This is a genomic window from Thiopseudomonas denitrificans (assembly GCF_002866065.1).
GTDB classification, from domain to species: Bacteria; Pseudomonadota; Gammaproteobacteria; order Pseudomonadales; family Pseudomonadaceae; genus Thiopseudomonas; species Thiopseudomonas denitrificans.
The window spans coordinates 12,354-29,395 of the sequence record NZ_LNJZ01000001.1 but is presented as its reverse complement, the minus strand read 5'-3'; the positions used below and the strand labels follow the sequence as shown (position 1 = coordinate 29,395).

Here is a 17,042-nt window from a genome sequence, read left to right as displayed (position 1 = left end):
TGGGTGGGATGCAGGGCAATCGCATGAAAGTCAGCTCAGGCCAAGCAGTGCGGCGCGATAGGTATCGGAGGTCGCGGCGATGAGGCGTTTGGTCTTAAGGCTTCCCTTTCTGGCGGTAGGGTCAGTTCTCAGCAAGTTCAGGGCAAGTTGCTTGAGTAGCGCCATGTTGTGGCCGGCATGATCAGTCCTTGCGCGCATCTGGTCATCGGCAAAGACCACGTCCATGCACCAGTGCAGGTTGTTTTCGACAGACCAGTGCTGGCGGATTGCAGTGGCAATGCGTTCAGCCTGAGCTGGCAGGCTGCTGATATACAGACGCTGTTCGATACTGGTTTTGTTCTGTATTGATCGCTCAGACTCGATGACCACGAATGAGGCCAGATCCGGCCACTGCTCCTTGCGCGGCAGGCACTGCAGGGCGTCGAAAGCGTAGCAACGGCGTATTTCCAGGCGGCCGTGATTCTTTTCTACTGTCTCCGACATCGTGTGAGGCGTGTGTTGCGGGGCTTGCTTGAACAGCACGAAGAAATCCCGGATCGCGTCAGCCAGCGTTGGCTGGTTATCCTTGACCGCCAGCACATAGTCCGCACCTCGATCACGGATCGCCTGAGCGATGTTGGCCTGGGTACCCATGGCATCGAGTGTGACGATGCAGCCCTGCAGCGAGAGCACTGCCAGCAATTCAGGAATCGTGGTCTTCTCATTGGATTTTTTTGCTACAGCCCGCTGACCCAGTACCAGGTTGGCACCAGCGGCAAACGCACTGACCAGATGTAAAGGCGCGCTATTGGCCTTGCCCGATCGTCGACTGGTCTTGCCGTCTATAGCCACCACCTGGGCATCAAGGACCGGCAGAATTGAGACCACCCAGCGGCGGAACGCAGCCTCGAACTGTTCCGGATCAATCAGGCTGAAGACCCGTGCAAACGTGTCGTGCGAGGCAATGCCATGGGCGAGTTTCAAGTGTTGGCGCAACCACGGCAGCTTCTCCGTGGCCCACTCCTCGATTTCCACAAAGGTATCTGCTCCTGAAAGTACCGCACTGACAGCAACCACCAGCAACTCCACCAGATCGTGCTCCACCTTGCCTGACTGGCGTGGATCATCGACCGTGACAAATACCTCTGACAGGCTCAGCCTTTCTTCCTGTTGCATCGCGGCATCCCGGTAAAAAACGGGACATTACACCGGTTTTCACCTCCTGCGGGCAGTTTCTTCACCCTTCGCTACTTTCATGCGATTGCCCTGGGGTGGGATGTAGGTGCGAATTTATTCGCACAGCGCCGGCGTTACCTCATGTACGAATAAATTCGTACCTACAGGAGCAGCGACTGTCCCTTTATTACCTCTATCTTTCTGCGAGCAATAGCAGGTTTCTTGGAGTCAGTTCCTGCGGGCAGAATTCGCCCAGCTGTACGGAAAAGCCCTGCTCTTGCAGGAGCAAGGCCATGTCGAACAGCAGCCATAGCTCCAGCGGTCGGCGGAACAGGCCTTGTACCAGTTCAAGGTTGCGCACTTCGGCCAGTCGCTGCCATCCAGCCTGTTCTGCTGCCCGCCAGTCGCTTACCGGTTTGGTTTCGATACCTTTGAGTTCGGCGGCGGCTTGGCACCAGCCGGCAAAGTTGTCGTGCTGCCAGCGGTTGGCCATCGAGGGTACTGGCAAGTATTCGTCCACATCGCGCCACTGACGCTGCAGCAGATCAAAGCCCAGCCGCCAGGCCATGTTGCGGTTGCGCTTGCGTACTTCGGCTGCGCCGGCGGTGACTGTAGCTTGCAGTGGCAAGCCGAGCATGGTGCGGTCCAGCCGCAGTTTGGACGCCTTGCCTTGAGCGGATAGCGGCTGGTAGTGGCCGGCACGGATACGGTTATAACAGCAGGGGGCAATGGCCAGCCGGCGTACGCCCTGCCCTGTTGTGTGCCGTAGCAAGCTGGTGTGCAGGTCGCCACAGGCATGCAGTGCTGTCCAGGTGTCACTGGTGGCCAGGTGAGAAATGGCCTGCTCGCTGAGGGCATCGCAGTGCTGGTGACTGGCCTGTACCTGCCATTGCTCGCTGAGCTGCTGGCCGTCCTTGATCAGCTGGGCATCGTGTTCAATGCAGCACAGGCAGTCGTTTGGCCAGGCCAGTCGGCGGCCCAGGTGGCCCTTGCCGGCACACCAGTCGAGCCAGCGGCTGCCTTGCCAGTGTGGCGGCAGGCAGGCGGCGAAGGCTTCTATCTGTTGCCATTTACGACCCGGAATGCCGCGGGACATGGCTTCGGGGAGTCGCTTGACTGGATGGCGGGGTAGCTGCATTAAAGGGGTCAGGTATATATTTTCTGCGAAAAATGTACCTGACCCCTTTAATGGTGCCTTTAATGCTTTCCATGGCTCCAGCTGGTGCTGTTCGGCGTGTTCGAGGCTCTGTGCGCGTAGCCAGGCGGATAGTTCTGGGAGGTCAGCTTCCCAGGCCAGGGTTTGCTGGGTGAAGGGCTGGTTGTGCCACAGGGATTGGTGGTCGAGCAGGAGCTGGTCGAGGGCGGTGAAGCGCTCGTCGAGTTGCTCAGTTGTCTGCTGCATTTTTCTGTAGGTACGAATTTATTCGTACATGAGTACGGTTTGTGCGAATAAATTCGCACCTACATTTTGGGTGGAGCATCAACGACCCTGCAGCATGTCTACGCGCAGCCAGCGTTCCAGCAGGCGGAAGATCTGTACTAGGATGAAGGTCATGACCAGATAAAACAGGCCGGCGGCGAAGAAGATTTCTACCGGCATGTAGGTGCGGGCGATGATGGTGCGCGCCATGCCGGTCAGTTCCAGCAGGGTGACGGTACTGGCCAGCGAGCTGGCCTTGAGCATCAGGATCACTTCGTTGCTGTAGGCCGGCAGGCCGATGCGCGCCGCCCGTGGCAGAACGATGTGCCAGACGGTTTGCAGGCGCGACATGCCCAGTGCACGGGCCGCTTCCACTTCACCGGTCGGCACCGACTGGATGGCGCCACGGATGATCTCGGCGATGTAGGCCGAGGTGTGCATGGTCATGGCGATCAGCGCACACCAGTAGGGGTCACGCAGGTAGGGCCAGAGTGGGCCCTGACGGATGGCGTCAAACTGGGCCAGTCCGTAGTACACCAGGAACAGCTGCAGCAGCAGCGGTGTCCCACGGAAGAAGAAGATATAGCTGTAAGGCACAGCTTGCACGTACCAGTGGCGTGAGGTGCGGGCCAGGCCCAGCGGAATGGCCAGTACCAGGCCGACCACCACGGCGATGCCGACCAGTTCCAGCGTGAGCCAGGCACCCTCGCCCAGCTTGGGCAGGTATTTCCAGATCAGTTCCCAGTTCATGCCCTGCTCCTGCTGAAGCCACGGTTGGCACGGCGCTCGAACCATTGCAGCGCCAGCATGCTGAGCACGGTCAGGCTCAAATAGATGATGGCGGCAACCATGAAGAAGGTGAACGGCTGCTTGGAGGCGGTGACAGCAATCTGTGTCTGACGCATGACTTCATTGAGGCCGATCACCGAGACCAGTGCGGTGTCTTTCATCAGGATCATGTAGAGGTTACCCAGACCTGGCAGGGCGACGCGCCACATCTGCGGCAGTACCAGCTGCCAGAGGATGCGCTTGCGTGACAGGCCCAGCGCCAGGCCGGCTTCGCGTTGGCCACGCGGGATCGACAACAGGGCACCACGGAACACTTCGGTAGCGTAGGAGCCAAAACACAGGCCCAGCGCCAGCACGCCGGCGGCAAAGGGGCTCAGTTCCAGCTCGGGCTGGCCGATCATTTCGCCAAATGCCTGCACGGTACCGACCGAGCCGTAATAGATGAGCAATACCCAGAGCAGCTCGGGCACGCCGCGCACCAGGGTGGAATAGGCGTCACCCAGCCAGCGCAGCGCCCGATAGGGGGAGGTTTTGGCCAGGGCACCCAGCAGGCCGAGGATCAGGCCCACCACAAGGGAGGCTAGCGCCAGCTTGATGGTCATCCAGGTTCCGGCCAGCAAGGCGGGGCCAAAACCGTGTAAATCAAAAATCATGTGGAAAATATTTTCGGCAGGGTCGTATGGGTGTTGATAAAAATTGGTGTTTTGTCGTTTTGCATTTTATGGGCCCTGCGTTTTCACGCAGGGCGGCAGATTAATATAGGTGGAATTCATTCGTACATTACCGTCATTTTTTGTGCGAATAAATTCGCACCTACAGGGTAACGCCAATGCCATGCCGCTCGTTCCCCACTCTGACAGATTAGCGTAGGTGCGAATTCATTCGCACATTACCGCCGTCTTTTGTGCGAATGAATTCGCACCTACAGGTTTTAAAGTCTGTAGAGCGACAACCCTGCCCGATCAGTAAATATCGAACGGGAAGTACTTGTCGTTGATCTGCTTGTAGGTACCGTCTTCACGGATTTCCTGCAGGGCCTTGTTCAGGCGCTCGACCAGCTGCTTGTTGCCCTTGCGTACGGCAATGGCGATTTCGTCGTCTTCAAACACAGGATCACCCTTGAACTCGAAGTCTTTACCGGCGTCGCTTTCCAGCCATTCCCAGTTGACGAACTTGTCAGCCAGTACACCGTCCAGACGGCCGGCAGCCAGGTCCAGGTAGGCGTTTTCGTTGGTATCGTACAACTTGATGGAAACGTTGCGGCCGTGGTTGTCTTCCAGCCAGTTGCCGGCGATGGTGGCACGCTGGGCACCGATCACCTTGCCTTTCAGACTGGCGGCGTCAACCTTGAAGTCGACGCTTTTCGGCGCGATGAATTGCAGTCCGTTGCTGTAGTAGCGGTCGGTGAAATCGACGGCCATCTTGCGCTCTTCGGTGATCGACATGGAAGCGACCAGGAAGTCGAATTTCTTGGCGTTCAGGGCCGGGATGATGCCGTCCCAGTCGGACAGGACTACCGAACACTCGGCGCCCATCTTGTCGCACAGCGCCTGGGCAATATCCAGGTCAAAACCCACGGCCTGGCCGTTGGCATCCAGCAGGTTAAACGGAGGATAGGCACCCTCGGTACCGATGCGCAGTTTGTCGGCGGCCATGGCACCGGTGCTCAAAGCCAGGCTGGTGGCAGCTGCGAGAAGGATTTTCTTGTAGTTTTTCATGGGTCAGACCTCACAGGTAGTGACTGGACATAAATTGACGGCAACGCTCGGATTGCGGCCGTTCGAACACCTCTTCGGGTGTGCCTTGCTCTTCAATCCGTCCCTGATGAAAGAACATTATCTGGCTGGATACCTGGCGGGCAAAGCTCAGCTCGTGGGTGACCAGCAGCATGGTGCAGCCTTCGTCGGCCAGACCACGAATAACGCCCAGCACTTCCTGGACCATTTCCGGGTCGAGTGCCGAGGTGGGCTCGTCAAACAGGATGACCTTGGGCTGCATGGCCAGCGTACGGGCAATGGCCGCACGCTGCTGCTGGCCGCCGGACAGCTGGTTGGGATAGTTGTGGCGCTTGTCGGCAATACCGACCTTGGCCAGCAGGGCCTCTGCGGTCGCGATGGCCTCGGCCTTGCTCTGGCCCAGTACCCGGCGCGGTGCCTCGATGATGTTGTCGAGCACTGTCATGTGCGGCCAGAGGTTGAAGTTCTGGAACACGAAACCGACCTGGGTGCGCAGGCGGTTGATCTGTTCGTTGCGCACGGCTTGCAGCGCGCCGGTCTTGTCGGCTTTCAGCTGCAACTCTTCGCCAGAGAAGAAAATCTGGCCCTTGTGCGGGTTTTCCAGCAGATTCAGGCAGCGCAGGAAGGTGGATTTGCCCGAACCGGACGAACCCAGGATGGAAATGACATCGCCGTCGTGGGCAGCCAGCGATATACCCTTGATGACCTCAAGATCGCCATAGCTTTTGTGCAGATCGCGCACTTCCAGGGCCGGTGTAGCCGCGGCCGGAGTGGATTGCGTCATAAATGACCTCGTCAAAACGGCCCGGTCAGGCGTTTAGCGTACCGGGCCCGGGCCAGTTTGCGCGGATAAAAGGCAACTGGCCGGTATGCATGCATAAAATAGAGGTGCGATAGTGCCACTTTTGGTCATTTTTTGGAAGCTATGGCAGGGAAATAAAGCCGACAAAGGGGTTAGCTGGCTTACTGCTGGCAGGTGACTATAGAGTCTGCGACTGCGCCAAACTCAGTACTGGATGGTTATTTGACGTATCGCTTCGCAACCAAATATCTGTTGTGACCGCTTCTGTTCGAATTTATTCGGACATTGGATCTCTGGCGCGGCTGTGCGAATAAATTCGCACCTACAGCTCAATGTCTCACCCGGCGCGCAGCGCAGGGTCCACCCTTCCTTTACTGGTCTGCTTTGTCACCAATCGGGCGGGCAGCAGCCTTGGGTGACAGGCGCAAGCTGCGCAGACTGCGCTTGACGCTTTTCAGATGATCAACCAGATCCGGTCCGCGCGCCATGGCCACACCCATGGCCAGCACATCAATCACCACCAAGTGGGCGATGCGCGAGGTCAGCGGGGTGTAGATCTCGGTATCTTCCTGCACGTCGATCGCCAGGTTGACAGTAGCCAGCTCGGCCAGCGGGGTCTGGCTGGGGCACAGGGTGATCAGGCCGGCACCGGTTTCACGCACCAGGTTGGCGGTGGTCAGCAGGTCGCGGGAGCGGCCGGACTGGGAAATGCAGATGGCGACATCGCCTTCCGTCAGCGTCACCGCCGACATCGCCTGCATGTGCGGGTCGCTGTAGGCCGCCGCCGTCAACAACAGGCGGAAAAACTTGTGCTGGGCATCCGCCGCCACTGCGCCCGAAGCGCCAAAACCATAGAACTCGACCCGTGGCGCGGCCGCGATCATGCTGATCGCCTGCTCCAGCGCGCTGGTGTCCAGGCTCTCACGCACATCGATCAGGGTATGCAGGGTGGTATCGAAGATCTTCAGGGCGACATCGGCGACCCGATCTTCCTCGTGAATGGCAAACTGACCGAAGCTGGCACCGGCCACCAGGCTTTGTGCCAGCTTGAGTTTCAGGTCCTGGAAACCCTGACAGCCAATGGCACGACAGAAGCGCACGATGGTCGGTTCGCTGACGCCCACAGCCTGGGCAACATCCGCCATGGAGCTATGCATCACCAAAGCCGGCTCGCAGAGCACATACTCGGCGACTTTCAGCTCTGACTTGCGCAGTTCCGGACGGGTTTCCTTGATGTGGTTTAACAGGTTCACTCTGCTCTCTCAATTAGGCTGCCTGGCTGTAGTGGCATGGATTTTACACTACATGGACGCGTCCCGCTTGGAAAAGGTGACAGGGAAGAAATGTTCAGAATGACGGACCCAACTGTAGGTGCGAATTTATTCGCACAGCAGCATCTGCAATTAAAGGGTCAGGTACATATTTCCTCTGTAAAATGCACCTGACCCCTTTATTGCAAAACTCGCGGATCGCTTTCATGTTCGAATAAATTCGAACCTACGGTAAAATGCACCGAAGCAGCTTTTGTGACTGGCACAAAAAACCGCCCCGGAGAGCGGTTTTTTGGCAGTCGTCAGCTGTTACAGCTTGGGACCTGCTGTGCGGATGGCGTCGGACACCTCGAACTTCTTGAAGTTCTCGATGAACTTGCCGGCCAGTTCTTTGGCAGCCGCGTCGTAGGCATCCTTGTCAGCCCAGGTGTTGCGCGGGTTGAGCAGGTTGGTCTCGACACCGGGAACGGCTGTTGGCACGTCCAGGTTGATGATGTCCAGGTGCTCGGTTTCGGCATTGGCGATGGCGCCACTCTGGATGGCGGCAATCACGCCACGGGTGGTCGGGATGTCGAAACGCTTGCCGACACCATAGCCGCCACCGGTCCAGCCGGTGTTGACCAGATACACCTTGGAGCCGAAGGCGTTGATGCGCTTGATCAGCAGCTCGGCGTAGACACCGGCAGGACGCGGGAAGAAAGGCGCACCGAAGCAGGTGGAGAAGGTGGACTTGATGCCGCCGCCGGAACCCATTTCGGTAGAGCCGACCAATGCGGTGTAACCGGACAGGAAGTGGTAGGCCGCCTGCTCGTTGTTGAGGATGGACACCGGAGGCAGTACGCCGGTCAGGTCGCAGGTCAGGAAGATGATGGCGTTGGGCTCGCCGGCACGGTTTTCGGCCGTGACCTTTTCCACGTTGGCCAGCGGGTAGGCGGCACGGGTGTTCTGGGTCAGGCTGTCGTCCTTGTAATCAGGCGTGCGCTTGTCGTTGAGTACGACGTTTTCCAGCACGGCGCCAAACTTGATGGCTTTCCAGATGACCGGCTCGTTTTTCTCGGACAGGTCGATGCACTTGGCGTAGCAGCCGCCCTCGATGTTGAATACGGTGCCAACACCCCAGCCGTGCTCGTCGTCACCAATCAGGTAGCGGCTTTCGTCGGCGGACAGGGTGGTTTTACCGGTGCCGGACAGGCCGAAGAACAGGGTGGTATCACCGTCTTCGCCAACGTTGGCGGCGCAGTGCATGGGCAGTACGTCCTGCTCTGGCAGCAGGAAGTTTTGCACGGAGAACATGGACTTCTTCATTTCACCGGCGTAACGCATGCCGGCGATCAGGACTTTCTTGGCAGCAAAGTTGATCATGACGGTGCCGTCGGAGTTGGTGCCGTCACGCTCGGGCACGCACTCGAAGAACGGCGCGTTGATGATCTGCCACTCGGACTTGCTGGACGGGTTGTACTGCTCGGGAGTGATGAACAGGCAGCGGCCGAACAGGTTGTGCCAGGCAGTGGTGGTGGTCATCTTGACCGGCAGGTAGTAGCGGGGATCGGAACCTACATGTACATGGGAAACGAAGCTGTCGCGCTCGGCAACATAGGCCTGGACACGCTCCCACAGGGCGTCGAACACTGTCGGCTCGACCGGGCGGTTGACCGCACCCCAGGAGATCTGCGCTTCGGTGCTGGGCTCCTTGACGATGAAGCGGTCGGCCGGGGAGCGGCCGGTGCGGTGACCGGTTTCCACCACCAGCGAGCCGTTGTCGGCCAGCTTGCCCTCACCGCGCTGAACGGCCTGTTCAATAAGTTCAGCAGCACTGATGTCAGTGTACACATTGATGTTTGCTTGCGTCATGTCGATCCCCAACGGCCCCGCCGTTTGTTCAAAAATGTAGTGCTTCGCACAAAACACTACAAGGTTAAAAAAAGATCCGCTTATTATGCCTGAGCTTTTTAATTAATGCACGGTAGATAAACCATCATTCCTGTGATCCAGGCCAAAGATCCGGCGAATATCATCGCCGCTGAAATGATAACGCTGGTTGCAGAACTGGCAGTCCATTTCGATCTGGCCGTTTTGCTCCTCCAGCAGAGCCAGAACATCCTGCTCACCGAGGCTGAGCAGTGCGTTTTGTGAGCGCTCGCGCGAGCAGCTGCAACTGAAGCTGACGCCTTGCGCGTCAAATAGCCGCACCTGCTCTTCATGGTACAGCCGGTGCAGAATTGTGATGTTGTCGAGCCCCAGCAGCTCTTCCGCACTCAGGGTCTGGGCCAGGGTGGTAAGGTGCTGCCAGCTGGCTTCGCGCTGTTCGCCCTGCGGCACCTGTGCGACCGGCAGCTGTTGCAGCAGGAAACCACGGGCACGGCGACCGTCGGCATGCAGGATGAAACGGCTCTCCAGCTGTTCGGAGCTGGCAAAGTAGGCATTCAGGCAGTCGGCCAGGCTGTCTCCGTCGAGGGCAACCAGCCCCTGGTAGCGCTGGCCGCCGGCCGGATCAATGGTCATGGCCAGCACGCCGCTGGGCATCAGTTCCTGCAGGGTTGCGCCGATTTCGATACGGCCTGCGTCATAACGGGCCAGCCCACGAATTTCGCGCTCGCTGGAGCATTCGACCACCAGCAACGACAGGGGCCCCTCGCCGCGTACCTGCAGGGTGAGCAGGCCGTCAAACTTGAGGCTGCCGACCAGCAATGCGGCGGCGGCCATCAGTTCACCGAGCAGGATCGCCACCGGTTCCGGGTAGTCGTGCTTGGCCAGCACATGGGCGTAGCTTTGTTCCAGGGTGGCCAGTTCGCCACGGGCATCGTGGTTGTCGAAGATGAAACGCTGGGTGAAGTCGGTGTCAGTCATGGGGTACCTGGAGAATAGTTTTGATATAAAAAACGGGTGCGTACAGTGCCGGGACATGAATTATATGTAGGTGCGAATTTATTCGCACATGAAACGCTGTACCCCTGACGATATGCGGCTTGTTTAAATAGGTGTGGGCCTGACAACAGCCTGATTTGTTCGAATAAATTCGAACCTACAGTTGTCAGTCATTCAACACTGGTCAAGCCACTGATCAAGCTGGCGGCGCTGTTTCTTGTTGGGACGACCGTCGGTCTGGATACCGAGGGCTCCGGCCTTGCGCAATTGCGCTTCCTCTTCGCGCTTGCGGATGCTGTCCTCGGTTTCACGGTAAAGCAGTTGCGCCTCCGGTGCACCTCGGCGCACCTCGCTCAGCGCCTCGACCACCACGGTACGCAGGTCGTAGCCGCAGCGGATCTGCAGCTCGTCACCAATGCGCAGGTCACGGGCCGGCTTGCAGCGCTCACCACGGCAATGCACCTTGCCGCCCTCAATGGCGGTTTTAGCCAGGTTGCGGGTCTTGAAAAAGCGGGCGGCCCAGAGCCATTTGTCGATACGAACCTTATCCATTACGTTTCCATTTCTTTGCCGGTTTTGGCTTGTACCTGAGCTTGGGCCGCTGCTGCCGGTTTTCAAGTGGCAGGCTGACCTGCACTTCAAGCCCTCCGGCCGGATGGTTGCGCAATTCGATATGCCCCGCATGCAAACGGATAATACGCTCCACAATGGCCAGCCCCAGACCCGCACCCTGCCCGCCGCGGGCCTGGTCGCCACGGATGAACGGATTGAAGATGCCCGACAGATCGCTTGAGGCAATGCCCGGCCCGGTATCACGTACAGTCAGCACGGCCTGACCGGATGAATCCTGGTGGTCCACAACAAGGGTGATATGCATTCGCGAGCCGCCATAACGAATGGCATTTTCGATCAGATTGACCAGCATGCGCTTGAACGACAGGCGGCGCAGCGGCGCAGTGATGCCGTCCTGCAACTGCAGCCCGATATCGTAACCCTGCTGGTGATAGGGCTGCACCACCTCCCGCACCAGTGCGCTCAGGTCGCAGACCTGGCTGGCCTCGTCACGACCGTCACGGATGAAAGCCAAAAACTGCTCCAGGATTGCGTCCATGTCCTCGATGTCGTGAACCATGTCGCGCGCCAGTTCGCTTTCCTCGCCCAGCAGCGCCAGAGCCAGCCGCATGCGGGTCAAAGGGGTGCGCAAGTCATGGGAGATGCCGGCCAGCATCAGTTCGCGCTCGCGGTTGGACTGCTCGATGTTGTCGGTCATCTGGTTGAAGGCGTGATACACCTCGGCCATCTCGCTGGCGGTATCGGCCTCCACCGGCAAGCGCACGCTGCGCCCCTCACCGAATTGCCGGGCCACGATCACCAGCCGCTTGAGTGGCGCACTGAACTGGCGCACAAACAGCCAGGCCGCCGCGGTGGACAACACGCCGATGCCGAGAAACCAGCCAAACAGGTTCCACAAACGCTGGCCGCGCAACGGGTGCGGATACAGGGGAATGCGGATCCAGTCCGGCCCCAGCGAAGGCGCATTGACATACAACGAGGGCGGCGTCTGCACGCTGATGCGTACACGCGTGTCCTCGCCCAGCTCGGCCTTCATCTGCTCAATGAAAATATCGCTATAGGGCCATTGCCGCTCGCCTTCCGGCACATGGTGCTCACGCACCAGCTGCAAGCCGGCAGCCTCGGCCACGCCCTGCTGTTCGCTGGCCGGTGCCGCCCAGTAGGCGCGCAGGGTCAGGGCCGCACCATGACTGTATTGCCGGTCAACCAGCACATCATCATTGAGCAGCAGATAGATCAGCGTCAGCGCCTTGGAAAACAGCACCGCCAGCAACACCATGCCAAGCAGGCGACCAAAGAAACTGCGCGGATACCAGACGACCAAGGGTCAGTCTCCGTCGGGCACAAAGACATAGCCCGCGCCCCAGACAGTCTGGATATAGCGCGGCCTTGAAGGGTCGGGCTCGATGACCCGGCGCAGACGGGAAATCTGCACGTCAATCGAGCGCTCCAGCGCATCCCATTCGCGGCCGCGCGCCAGGTTCATCAGTTTATCACGGCTCAGGGTTTCACGCGGGTGCTGCACCAGCACCTTGAGTACGGCAAATTCGCCAGTGGTCAACATGTAGGGGGAGTCATCACCCTTGTGCAGTTCGCGTGTGGACAGCGACAGCCGGTATTCGCCAAAGGTGACTTCCTGCTCGCTGGTGGTCGGCGCGCCCGGCACGTCGTTCTCCAGCCGTCGCAACACGGCGCGGATTCGTGCCAGCAGCTCGCGGGGGTTGAACGGCTTGGCCAGATAGTCGTCAGCACCAAGCTCCAGCCCCTCGATACGGCTGGACTCATCACCCCGGGCAGTCAGCATGATGACCGGAATGCGGTTGCCGGATGCGCGCAAACGGCGGCAGGCGGAGAGCCCGTCCTCATCGGGCAGCATCAGGTCCAGCACCAGCAGATTGAAGTGTTCGCGCTGCAGGATGCGTTCCATTTGCCCTACATTCTCGACGCTGCGCACACGATAACCATGCTCGTCCAGAAAGCGCTCCAGCAAACCGCGCAAACGTGCATCGTCATCCACGATCAGGATTTTTTCACCGTCGCTCATGTTACGCCCTCAATAGTACTGCCAGCCCGCAAATCGTCCGGCCTTCCGGCTATAAAAGGAACAATTATGCCTGCAAACAGGCAGTGTCCGGCAGCAACCTTTGTTAGCAAATCTTACAGGCCGGTAAATGGCTCATGTCCACTCGCCCGGAGCATCGATTGAGTCACCCGGGTGCCCCGCCGGTTGCCACCCTGCGCAAACTGCCCGGCCCCGGTTGTTGCTACTCAAAACCCCGGGGCTGGCCTATAATTGCCGGTTTCGTTCTGACACACAGGTTTTTCATGCTCGACATCAATGCCAAAATCGCCGAAGAGCTGGGCGTGGTCACCCGCAATGTGGCCGCCGCAGTAGCATTGCTGGACGAAGGCTCGACCGTGCCCTTCATCGCCCGTTACCGCAAAGAAGTCACCGGCAGCCTGGACGATACCCAGCTGCGCACGCTGGAAGAGCGGCTGCGCTACCTGCGCGAACTGGAAGAACGCCGCGTCAGCATTCTGGCCAGCATCGACGAGCAGGGCAAGCTGACCCCCGGGCTGAAAAACGACATTCTTGCCGCCGACACCAAGGTGCGCCTGGAAGACCTTTACCTGCCCTACAAGAAAAAGCGTCGTACCAAGGGCCAGATCGCGCTGGAAGCCGGTCTGGGCGAGCTGGCCGATGCGTTGTTTGCCGACCCGACCCTGCACCCCGAGACCGAAGCCGAACGCTTCATCCAGCCCGACAACGGCTTTGCCGATGTGAAAGCCGTGCTGGAAGGTGCCAAGTACATCCTGATGGAGCGCTTTGCCGAGGACGCCGATCTGCTGGAGCGCCTGCGCAACACCTTGCACAGCGATGCCAGGCTGAGCAGCCGTGTGGCTACCGGCAAGGAGCAGGAAGGTGCCAAATTTGCCGACTATTTCGAGCATGACGAGCCGCTCAAGTCGGTGCCATCACACCGCGCGCTGGCGATGTTCCGTGGCCGCAACGAGGGCATCCTCAGCCTGTCGCTGGTACTGGGCGAGCCGGACGCCATCATGCATCCCTGTGAAGCGATGGTCGCCAAACAGTTTGGTATCGAGAACCACGGCCGTCCCGCCGATGCCTGGCTGGCCGAGGTGGTGCGCTGGACCTGGCGCATCAAGCTGTCCACCCATCTGGAAACCGACCTGTTCGGCAGCCTGCGCGAGCAGGCCGAGACCGAAGCCATTAGCGTATTCGCCCGTAACCTGCACGACCTGTTGCTGGCCGCCCCAGCTGGTCCACGCCGCACTTTGGCGCTCGACCCCGGCCTGCGTACCGGCTGCAAGGTGGCGGTGATGGACGAGACCGGCAAGCTGCTGGCCACCGATACCATTTTCCCCCATGCACCCCAGAACAAGTGGAACCAGAGTCTGGCTACGCTGGGCGCACTGTGCCAGCAGCATCAGGTGGAGCTAATCGCCATCGGCAACGGTACCGCCAGCCGCGAAACCGACAAACTGGCGGGCGAACTGGTCAAGGGCATGCCGCAGCTACGCATGCAGAAAATCATGGTCAGCGAGGCTGGAGCTTCGGTGTATTCCGCTTCCGAGCTGGCGGCGAAGGAATTTCCCGAGCTGGACGTTTCGCTGCGCGGTGCGGTGTCCATTGGCCGTCGCCTGCAAGATCCGCTGGCCGAGCTGGTCAAGATCGACCCCAAATCCATTGGTGTAGGCCAGTACCAGCACGATGTGTCACAGGTGCAGCTGGCCCGGTCGCTGGATGCCACGGTGGAGGACTGTGTGAACGCCGTGGGGGTAGATGTGAACACCGCCTCGGCGGCGCTGCTGACCCGTATTTCCGGTCTGAACAGCACACTGGCCAACAATATAGTGGAGTTTCGCGATGCCAACGGCGCTTTCACCAGCCGCAGCCAGCTGAAAAAGGTGCCCCGGCTGGGCGAAAAGACCTTTGAGCAGGCGGCGGGCTTTTTGCGCGTGATGAACGGCAGCAACCCGCTGGATGCCTCCGCCGTGCACCCGGAAGCCTATCCGCTGGTCAAGCGCATTGCCGAGGATACCGGGCGTGACATCCGTTCGCTGATTGGCGATTCGGCGTTTCTGAAGCAGCTCGATCCAAAACGGTTCACTGACGAAAGCTTCGGCCTGCCCACCGTCACCGACATTCTGGCCGAGCTGGACAAGCCCGGCCGCGACCCGCGCCCCGAGTTCAAGACCGCCGCCTTCCAGGATGGCGTCGAGGATCTGAAAGACCTGAAGCCCGGCATGCTGCTGGAGGGCGTGGTCACCAACGTCACCAACTTCGGTGCCTTTGTCGATATCGGCGTGCATCAGGACGGTCTGGTACATATCTCGGCTCTGGCTGACCGCTTCGTGCAGGACCCGCACACGGTGGTCAAGGCCGGCGACATCGTCAAGGTCAGGGTGATGGAGGTGGACATTCCACGCAAACGCATCGCTCTGAGCATGCGCCTGTCGGACGAGCCCGGCGAGTCGCGCAACAGCCCGTCACAGCGACCTCCCCGCGAGAACCGGCAGCGCAACGAGAGCCCGCGCACACGTCCCGCCAGCGACAAAAACAGTGGTGGCGGCACCATGGCCTCACTGTTCGCCAACGCCGGAAAAATCAAGAAAAAATAACCGCCACGGCTGTCACTGCAGCACTTCGCTGGTACAGTGGCAGCCGGCACCGTAGTGATTCGAGGAAGTTCCTTTGCATTCCACCTATTCCCAGCGTCTGCAGCTGCTGCAGCAAAGCGACATCACCCCACTGCTGCGCGGCTGCCTGCATGGCATCGAGCGCGAATCCCTGCGCGTGACCGGCAACGGCGATCTGGCCCTGACCGGCCATCCGGCCGCCTTGGGCTCCACCCTGACCCACGCCAGCATCACCACCGACTACGCCGAGCCCCTGCTTGAATTCATCACCAAAGCCTATCCGGACTCGGCCACCACACTGGACGAGCTGGAGCAGATCCACCGTTTCACTCACAGCGTGCTGGGTGAGGAGCTGCTGTGGAGCCCGTCGATGCCCTGCCGGCTGCCACCGGAAGCGGATATCCCGATCGCCCGTTATGGCGACTCCACGGTTGGCAAATTCAAGTATCTGTACCGTCTCGGCCTGGCGCTGCGCTATGGCAAGACCATGCAGTGCATTGCCGGCATCCATTACAACTTCTCCATTCCCGAACAGCTGTGGGCGCGCCTGCAGCAGGCCGACGGTGACGCGCAATCACTGCAGGACTACCAGTCCGAACGCTACATCGCCATGACGCGCAACTTCCGCCGCTACAGCTGGCTGCTGATGTACCTGTTCGGCGCCTCGCCGGCGGTGGATGCCAGTTTTGTACGCGACATTCCCGGGCACAAGCTCGAGCGTTTCGATGACGAGACCTTCTACCTGCCCTGGGCCACCAGCCTGCGCATGAGCGATCTGGGCTACCAGAGCAACGCCCAGGCCGGCATCACGCCCTGCTACAACAACCTGCAGAACTACACCGACAGCCTGCTCAAGGCCGTCAGCACCCCCTACCCCGGCTATGTCGCCATGGGCACCCATGATGCCGACGGGCAGTGGCAGCAGATCAACACCAACATCCTGCAGATCGAGAACGAGTACTACTCGACCATCCGTCCCAAGCGCATCACCGAGGGTGACGAGCGTCCGGTGGAGGCGCTGATCAAGCGCGGCATCCAGTACGTGGAAGCCCGCTGCGTCGACATCAACCCCTTCCTGCCGCTGGGCATCGACCTTGAGCAGGCACGCTTCATGGACAGTTTCCTGCTGTATTGCGCCCTGGAGGACAGCCCGCTGCTGGCTGGCAACGATTGCCCGCAGATCCGCCAGAACTTCATGGATGTGGTCAACCGTGGCCGCGAGCCGGGCCTGCAACTGGTGGACAACAATGGCCAGCCAGTGGCGCTGGCGGACTGGGGACAGCAGCTGCTGGATGCCATTCAGCCCTGTGCCGAACTGCTCGACCGCGCCTATGGCACCGACGGGCACGTGCAGAGCCTGGCGCCGCTGCGGGCGCGACTGGACGATGCCAGCCTGACGCCTTCGGCACAGGTGCTGGAAAACATGCGCCAGCGCAACTGCAGCTTTGCCGAGCTGGCCCTGCAACTGAGCCGCGAGCATGCCGACCGGTTGCGCAGCATGCCGCTGGACGAGGATATTCGGGCCCGTTATCACCAGTTGGCAACCGATTCCATCGCCGCCCAGCAGGCCATCGAGGCCGAGCCACAGATGGATTTTGACCAATACATGGAACAGTGGGGCTAAAAATGTAGGTGCGAATTCATTCGCACAATACCAGCGAGCCGCCTTCGCACAGTACCGGCGAGCCGCTTTCATGTACGAATAAATTCGTACCTACAACAATATCCCGGCAGCCGCACGCAACTGCGAATTCATTCGCACACATGAC

General features: G+C 59.8%; 14 protein-coding genes. 2 read left to right on the top strand and 12 right to left on the bottom strand.

The genetic code is table 11. The features are described 5' to 3' along the window. Window positions 1-30: 30 nt before the first annotated feature. The 12 genes from AR306_RS00105 to ompR all read right to left on the bottom strand — a co-directional run bounded on the left by AR306_RS00105 (window position 31) and on the right by ompR (window position 12,655). Window positions 31-1,155: an ISAs1 family transposase gene (locus tag AR306_RS00105; RefSeq protein WP_101495518.1), complete on the bottom strand. Its 1,125-nt coding sequence runs from the start codon at window positions 1,153-1,155 to the stop codon at window positions 31-33. A 193-nt stretch (window positions 1,156-1,348) separates the two neighbouring features. After that, on the bottom strand, window positions 1,349-2,557 hold the full coding sequence (locus AR306_RS00100; RefSeq protein WP_101495517.1) for a methyltransferase: 1,209 nt from the start codon (window positions 2,555-2,557) through the stop codon (window positions 1,349-1,351). A 78-nt stretch (window positions 2,558-2,635) separates the two neighbouring features. Continuing rightward, the gene (locus AR306_RS00095) at window positions 2,636-3,325 is read right to left on the bottom strand and encodes an ABC transporter permease (protein WP_101495516.1); all 690 of its coding nucleotides are present in this window, start codon (window positions 3,323-3,325) and stop codon (window positions 2,636-2,638) included. Next, window positions 3,322-4,017 carry an ABC transporter permease gene (locus tag AR306_RS00090; protein ID WP_101495515.1) on the bottom strand — a complete coding sequence of 232 codons (696 nt, stop codon included), beginning with the start codon at window positions 4,015-4,017 and terminating at the stop codon, window positions 3,322-3,324. The genes AR306_RS00095 and AR306_RS00090 overlap by 4 nt, the downstream gene beginning before the upstream one ends. 309 nt (window positions 4,018-4,326) lie before the next feature. Next, window positions 4,327-5,082 carry an ABC transporter substrate-binding protein gene (locus AR306_RS00085; RefSeq protein ID WP_101495514.1) on the bottom strand — a complete coding sequence of 252 codons (756 nt, stop codon included), beginning with the start codon at window positions 5,080-5,082 and terminating at the stop codon, window positions 4,327-4,329. 10 nt (window positions 5,083-5,092) lie between these two features. Next, complete coding sequence (locus tag AR306_RS00080; protein ID WP_101495513.1) at window positions 5,093-5,884, bottom strand: ABC transporter ATP-binding protein; 792 nt, start codon at window positions 5,882-5,884, stop codon at window positions 5,093-5,095. Between the two features lie 389 nt (window positions 5,885-6,273). Continuing rightward, window positions 6,274-7,155 carry a transcriptional regulator HexR gene (gene hexR, locus AR306_RS00075; RefSeq protein WP_101495512.1) on the bottom strand — a complete coding sequence of 294 codons (882 nt, stop codon included), beginning with the start codon at window positions 7,153-7,155 and terminating at the stop codon, window positions 6,274-6,276. Between the two features lie 327 nt (window positions 7,156-7,482). Then, a complete protein-coding gene (locus tag AR306_RS00070; RefSeq protein WP_101495566.1) occupies window positions 7,483-9,024 on the bottom strand; it encodes a phosphoenolpyruvate carboxykinase in 1,542 nt (513 codons plus the stop codon). Window positions 9,025-9,126: 102 nt separating this feature from the next. Continuing rightward, complete coding sequence (gene hslO / locus AR306_RS00065) at window positions 9,127-10,020, bottom strand: Hsp33 family molecular chaperone HslO (protein WP_101495511.1); 894 nt, start codon at window positions 10,018-10,020, stop codon at window positions 9,127-9,129. A gap of 192 nt (window positions 10,021-10,212) precedes the next feature. Next, entirely contained in the window at window positions 10,213-10,590 is a 378-nt protein-coding gene (locus AR306_RS00060) for an RNA-binding S4 domain-containing protein (protein ID WP_101495510.1), read from the bottom strand. Then, window positions 10,583-11,890, bottom strand: a complete 1,308-nt coding sequence (locus tag AR306_RS00055) for an ATP-binding protein (protein WP_101495565.1) — start codon at window positions 11,888-11,890, stop codon at window positions 10,583-10,585. Before AR306_RS00055 ends, AR306_RS00060 begins: the two co-directional genes overlap by 8 nt. A 48-nt stretch (window positions 11,891-11,938) precedes the next feature. Further along, the gene (gene ompR / locus AR306_RS00050; protein WP_101495509.1) at window positions 11,939-12,655 is read right to left on the bottom strand and encodes an osmolarity response regulator transcription factor OmpR; all 717 of its coding nucleotides are present in this window, start codon (window positions 12,653-12,655) and stop codon (window positions 11,939-11,941) included. A 281-nt stretch (window positions 12,656-12,936) separates the two neighbouring features. On the opposite strand from ompR, the gene AR306_RS00045 reads away from it, so the two are divergent. Together AR306_RS00045 and gshA are read left to right on the top strand one after the other, a co-directional pair. Next, on the top strand, window positions 12,937-15,255 hold the full coding sequence (locus tag AR306_RS00045) for a Tex family protein (protein ID WP_101495508.1): 2,319 nt from the start codon (window positions 12,937-12,939) through the stop codon (window positions 15,253-15,255). A 73-nt stretch (window positions 15,256-15,328) separates the two neighbouring features. Continuing rightward, on the top strand, window positions 15,329-16,897 hold the full coding sequence (gshA, locus tag AR306_RS00040) for a glutamate--cysteine ligase (protein WP_101495507.1): 1,569 nt from the start codon (window positions 15,329-15,331) through the stop codon (window positions 16,895-16,897). Window positions 16,898-17,042 lie beyond the last annotated feature (145 nt).

Coding starts and splice junctions, on each gene's coding strand:
- AR306_RS00100 (WP_101495517.1), bottom strand. CDS start 2,557: ATGCAGCAGACAACTGAGCAACTCGACGAGCGCTTCACCGCCCTCGAC.
- hslO (WP_101495511.1), bottom strand. CDS start 10,020: ATGACTGACACCGACTTCACCCAGCGTTTCATCTTCGACAACCACGAT.
- AR306_RS00070 (WP_101495566.1), bottom strand. CDS start 9,024: ATGACGCAAGCAAACATCAATGTGTACACTGACATCAGTGCTGCTGAA.
- ompR (WP_101495509.1), bottom strand. CDS start 12,655: ATGAGCGACGGTGAAAAAATCCTGATCGTGGATGACGATGCACGTTTG.
- AR306_RS00090 (WP_101495515.1), bottom strand. CDS start 4,017: ATGATTTTTGATTTACACGGTTTTGGCCCCGCCTTGCTGGCCGGAACC.
- AR306_RS00085 (WP_101495514.1), bottom strand. CDS start 5,082: ATGAAAAACTACAAGAAAATCCTTCTCGCAGCTGCCACCAGCCTGGCT.
- AR306_RS00055 (WP_101495565.1), bottom strand. CDS start 11,890: ATGGTGTTGCTGGCGGTGCTGTTTTCCAAGGCGCTGACGCTGATCTAT.
- AR306_RS00060 (WP_101495510.1), bottom strand. CDS start 10,590: ATGGATAAGGTTCGTATCGACAAATGGCTCTGGGCCGCCCGCTTTTTC.
- AR306_RS00105 (WP_101495518.1), bottom strand. CDS start 1,155: ATGCAACAGGAAGAAAGGCTGAGCCTGTCAGAGGTATTTGTCACGGTC.
- AR306_RS00080 (WP_101495513.1), bottom strand. CDS start 5,884: ATGACGCAATCCACTCCGGCCGCGGCTACACCGGCCCTGGAAGTGCGC.
- AR306_RS00095 (WP_101495516.1), bottom strand. CDS start 3,325: ATGAACTGGGAACTGATCTGGAAATACCTGCCCAAGCTGGGCGAGGGT.
- AR306_RS00045 (WP_101495508.1), top strand. CDS start 12,937: ATGCTCGACATCAATGCCAAAATCGCCGAAGAGCTGGGCGTGGTCACC.